This is a genomic window from Amycolatopsis rhizosphaerae (assembly GCF_007713715.1).
In the GTDB taxonomy this organism is placed as follows: domain Bacteria; phylum Actinomycetota; class Actinomycetes; order Mycobacteriales; family Pseudonocardiaceae; genus Amycolatopsis_E; species Amycolatopsis_E rhizosphaerae.
Genome location: NZ_VJWX01000529.1, coordinates 1 through 4,832 on the forward strand (window position 1 = coordinate 1; position 4,832 = coordinate 4,832).

The 4,832-nt window shown below is 72.1% G+C and carries 4 protein-coding genes; all 4 read left to right on the forward strand.

Annotated elements, in window-relative coordinates:
• Positions 1-739: DUF2786 domain-containing protein (locus FNH05_RS32315; protein WP_144592639.1), on the forward strand; the 739-nt coding region annotated here is incomplete at its 5' end.
• 203 nt (positions 740-942) lie between these two features.
• Complete coding sequence (gene dxs / locus FNH05_RS32320; protein WP_144592640.1) at positions 943-2,847, forward strand: 1-deoxy-D-xylulose-5-phosphate synthase; 1,905 nt, start codon at positions 943-945, stop codon at positions 2,845-2,847.
• Between the two features lie 62 nt (positions 2,848-2,909).
• Complete coding sequence (locus tag FNH05_RS32325; protein ID WP_186382847.1) at positions 2,910-3,587, forward strand: response regulator transcription factor; 678 nt, start codon at positions 2,910-2,912, stop codon at positions 3,585-3,587.
• Complete coding sequence (locus FNH05_RS32330; RefSeq protein ID WP_246128071.1) at positions 3,584-4,720, forward strand: sensor histidine kinase; 1,137 nt, start codon at positions 3,584-3,586, stop codon at positions 4,718-4,720. Before FNH05_RS32325 ends, FNH05_RS32330 begins: the two co-directional genes overlap by 4 nt.
• The last annotated feature ends 112 nt before the right edge of the window (positions 4,721-4,832 follow it).

Here is a 4,832-nt window from a genome sequence, read left to right on the forward strand (position 1 = left end):
GTTGCCCGCGCTGCCCGATCCCCCCGCGCCCGCGCGGCCGGGGACGGGAGTGAACGAGAAGATGCTGGCCCGGGTTCGCGCCCTGCTGGCCAAGGCGGAGTCGACATCGTTCCCGGAGGAGGCCGAGGCGCTTTCGGCCAAGGCACAGGAACTGATGAGCCGCTACTCCTTCGAGCGGGCCCTGGTCGATTCCGGCCCGGGGCGGACGGGCTCGGCGCGGCGGTTGTGGCTGGAGGATCCGTACCTGACGGCGAAGTCGGCCCTGGCCATGGCGGTGGCTTCGGCGAACCGGTGCCGTTCGGTGGTCTACCAGGGGCTGGGTCTCGTCGTGGTGGTGGGGCACGGGACCGACCTGGACATCGTCGAGTTGCTGGCGACCTCGCTGCTGGTGCAGGCGACGGAGGCGATGCTGGCGGCCGGCAGGCACACGCACCGGGACGGGCGCTCGCGCACCCGCTCGTTCCGGCACTCGTTCCTGCTGGCCTACGCCGAACGCATCCGGGAGCGCCTGGCCGAGACCGGCCGGCGGTGCCTGGAGCAGATGGCCGACGAGCGCCTGCTGCCGGTGCTCGCCCGGCGCGAGGAGGAGGTCGGCGAGCTGTTCCGCGAGCTGTTCCCCAAGGTCCGCACGCGCCGGTATGCCGTCGGCAGCGACGCCGGCGGATGGCGGGCCGGGCGCGCGGCCGCCGAGCGGGCCAGGCTGACCGTGGAACGGCGCGCGGTGGGACAGCGGCCATGACCCTCCGTTGTGGACGGTCTGCGGAACCGGGCGTGCGGGTCCGTGCCCCTGCCGGGCGCACCTGCCGCCGCCCACTGGCGCTACGGTGGGTGAACGAGCGGACCGTTTTCGCTCCAGTGACGCACACCGCGCGGAGCGGCGAGCCCGTTTCGCTTCTCCGTAAACTGAGCGGACGGTCCCGGATCGACAGGGTGAGGTGGAAAGTGACTTTGCTGGAGTCCGTGCACGGGCCGGCCGATCTCAAGCGCATGAGGCTGAGCCAGCTCGAGCAGCTGGCGGGAGAGATCCGCGACTTTCTCATCGACAAGGTCCGGCGTGCCGGCGGGCACCTCGGGCCGAACCTGGGTGTGGTCGAGCTGACCATCGCGCTGCACCGCGTGTTCGACTCGCCGCGGGACGCGATCGTCTTCGACGTCGGTCACCAGAGCTACGTGCACAAGATCGTCACCGGTCGCCGCGAGGGTTTCGACCTCCTGCGGCAGACCGGCGGGGTCGCGGGCTACCCGATCCGGGCCGAGAGCGAGCACGACTTCGTCGAGAACAGCCACGCCTCCACCGCGCTGTCCTATGTGGACGGCCTGTCCAAGGCGTTCGAGCTGGCCGGGGGCGGCAGGCACACCGTGGCCGTGGTCGGCGACGGTGCGCTCACCGGCGGCATGTGCTGGGAGGCGCTCAACAACATCGCGGCCGAACCGGGCCGTCCGGTGGTGATCGTGGTCAACGACAACGGCCGGTCCTACTCGCCGACCATCGGCGGTTTCGCCGAGCACCTGGCGTCGCTGCGGCTGCAGCCCGGGTACGAGCGCGTGCTCGACGGGGGCCGGGAGCTGCTGCTGCACACCCCCGTGGTGGGCAAGCCGATCTACGCCGCGCTGCACGCGGCGAAGGCGGGCATCAAGGACGCGCTCAGCCCGCAGATGATGTTCTCCGACCTCGGCCTGAAGTACCTCGGCCCGGTCGACGGGCACGACCTGGTCGCGCTGGAGCGGGCCCTGCAGTCGGCGAAGGCCTTCGGCGGTCCGGTCGTGGTGCACGCGGTCACCGAGAAGGGCCACGGCTATCCGCCCGCGGTCAACCACGAAGCCGACCAGATGCACCAGACCGATCCCATCGATCCGGACACCGGGCTGCCCAGGCCCAAGGGCCGCAGCTGGACCGACGTCTTCGGCGACGAGCTGGCCGAGATCGGCGCCGAGCGGCCGGACGTGGTCGCGATCACCGCGGCCATGCTGCGCTCCACCGGCCTCGGCAAGTTCGCCGACCGTTTCCCGGACCGCTGGTTCGACGTGGGCATCGCCGAACAGCACGCGGTGACCTCGGCCGCCGGACTGGCCATGGGCGGGCTGCACCCGGTCGTCGCGGTCTACTCCACCTTCCTCAACCGGGCCTTCGACCAGGTGCTGATGGATGTGGCGCTGCACCGCCAGCCGGTCACGCTGGTGCTCGACCGAGCGGGGATCACCGGTCCGGACGGGCCCAGCCACCACGGCATGTGGGATCTGTCGCTGCTGGGCATGGTGCCCGGGATGCGCGTGGCGGCCCCGCGGGACGCGGCCACCCTGCGGGAGGAACTGCGCGAGGCGCTGGCGGTGTCCGACGGTCCGACGGCGCTGCGCTACTCGAAGGGCAGCGTGGTCGAGTCGGTGCCCGCCGTCGAGCGGACCGGTGTGGTCGACGTGCTGGCCAAGCCCGCCGAGGAAGCCGAGCAGGACGTGCTGCTCGTCGTGGTCGGCGCGTTCGCCGGGCTCGGGCTCGCGGCCGCGGAACGCCTGGCCGATCAGGGCATCGGGGTCACCGTGGTGGACCCGCGCTGGGTGGTGCCGGTTCCGGCCGAGCTGGTCGCGCTGGCGCGGCAGCACAGTCTCGTGGTGACCGTGGAGGACAGCGGCCGTCACGGTGGCTTCGGCTCCGCCTTGAGCGCACTGCTGCGCGACGCCGAGTGCGATGTGCCGTTGCGGGATCTGGCGGTGCCACAGGAGTTCCACGAGCACGGCTCCCGCGAGGAGGTGCTGGGGCGCGTCGGGCTGACCGCCCAGGACGTGGCGCGCAAGGTCACCGAATGGACGGCGAACCTGCTGCGGGAGCGTCAGCCGGAGGCCGCCGAATAGGGGACAGGCCCCGGCGCGTGGCGTACAGGTGCTTCTCAGGAAACTGTGGCACGGTGGTTGACGTGCGGATTCTGGTAGTCGAGGACGAAGAACCCCTCGCGGAAGCGATCGCCCGTGGCCTGCGCCGGGAGGGCATGGCCGTCGATATCGCGCTCAACGGGGACGAGGGGCACGAGAAGGCCAGCATCACCCGGTACGACGTGGTGCTGCTGGACCGCGACCTGCCCGGCATGTCCGGCGACGACCTGTGCAAACAGATCGTCGCCTCCGGCGAGCTCACCAGGGTCCTGATGCTCACCGCCAGCGGCACCGTGTCCGACCGCGTCGAGGGGCTTTCCCTGGGCGCCGACGACTACCTGGCCAAGCCCTTCGCCTTCCCCGAACTGGTCGCGCGGGTGCGGGCGCTCGGCCGCCGGGCCACTCCGGCCGCGCCGCCGCTGCTGACCGCGGGCGACGTCGAACTCGACCCGGCGCGCCGGACGGTGCGGCGGGCCGGCGGCCCGATCGAGCTGACCCGCAAGGAGTTCGGCGTGCTCGAGGTGCTGCTCGCCGCGAAGGGCGCGGTGGTGAGCAGCGAGGAGTTGCTGGAGCGGGTGTGGGACGAGAACGCGGACCCGTTCACCACGACGGTTCGGGTGACGGTGATGACCCTGCGCAAGAAGCTCGGCGAGCCTGGAATCATTGAGACCGTGGTGGGATCGGGATACCGGGTACCGAACGCCGGTCCTGTGGACGGGTGAGGCGGGCCGCCGGACTGCTGCCGGCGAACAGCCTGCGCGCGCGGATCACGCTGCTGTCGACGGGGCTGGCCGCCGGGGTGAGCCTTGTGCTGCTCTGGCTGGCCTGGATGCTGGTCGGGGACGCGGTCGCGGCGTTCCCGCAGCTGCCGCCCGGGACGACGGTCCGTGCCGACGGGGTGGAGGTGGACGCCGCGGCGCTGGCGGCGCACCTGCAGGAGCATGCGCGGGACAAGGTGCTGCTGGCGGGGTCGATCGCGTTCTGCTGCGTCGTGCTGGCCACCGCGATCCTGGCGTGGACGTTCACCTCGCGCGTGCTGCGGCCGCTGCGGGAGATCACCGGCACCGCCCGGCGGTTGTCGGTGGAGTCGCTGGGCGAGCGCATCGGCGAGGTGAAGTCCAGGGGGGAACTGGCCGAGCTCGCGCACACCTTCGACGCGATGCTCGACCGGCTGCAGGCGGCGTTCGAGGCGCAGCGCCATTTCGTCGCCAATGCCAGTCATGAGCTGCGGACCCCGCTGTCGGTGATCCGCACCGAGCTGGACGTGACGCTGTCGGACCCCGATGCCGATGTGGCGGAGCTGCGCCGGATGGCCGCCGTGGTGCGCGATGCGACCGAGCGGGCGGGCAATCTCGTCGGTTCGCTGCTGCTGCTCGCCCGCACCGACGGTGCCGGGCTGATGGTGAACGAACCGACGGATCTCGCGGTGCTGGTGTCCAGCGCGTGGCGGGCCGTGCGGGGTGAGGCCGAGCAGCGGGGGATCCGGACGAAGTTCGACACCGCTCCGGCGCCGGTGCGGGGGGATCCGGCGCTGCTGGAGCGCATCGCGGGCAATCTGCTGGAGAACGCGGTCCGACACAACGTGGACTCGGGCTGGATCGAGGTGGTGACGCAGCCGGGCGAAGGCTGGTCGATGCTGCGCGTGCGTTCGTCCGGCGGGCTGATCGATCCGGCGACCGTGGCCGAGCTGTTCGAACCGTTCCGCCGGGCCGGAGTGGCCCGGACGGCCCGGTCCGGGGCCGGGCTCGGCCTGTCCATCGTGCGGGCCGCGGTGGAGGCCCACGGCGGCAGGGTCACCGCGGAACCCGTGGTCGGCGGCGGCCTCTCCGTCACCGTCGTCCTCCCCGCCGCCTGACCGCCTGAGTCCCACCTTCACGCACTTGTGTCCCACCTTCACGCGCCTGAGTTCCACGCTCGCGGCCCCGAGCGTGGAACTCAGGCGCCGGAGGGTGGGACTCAACCGCCGG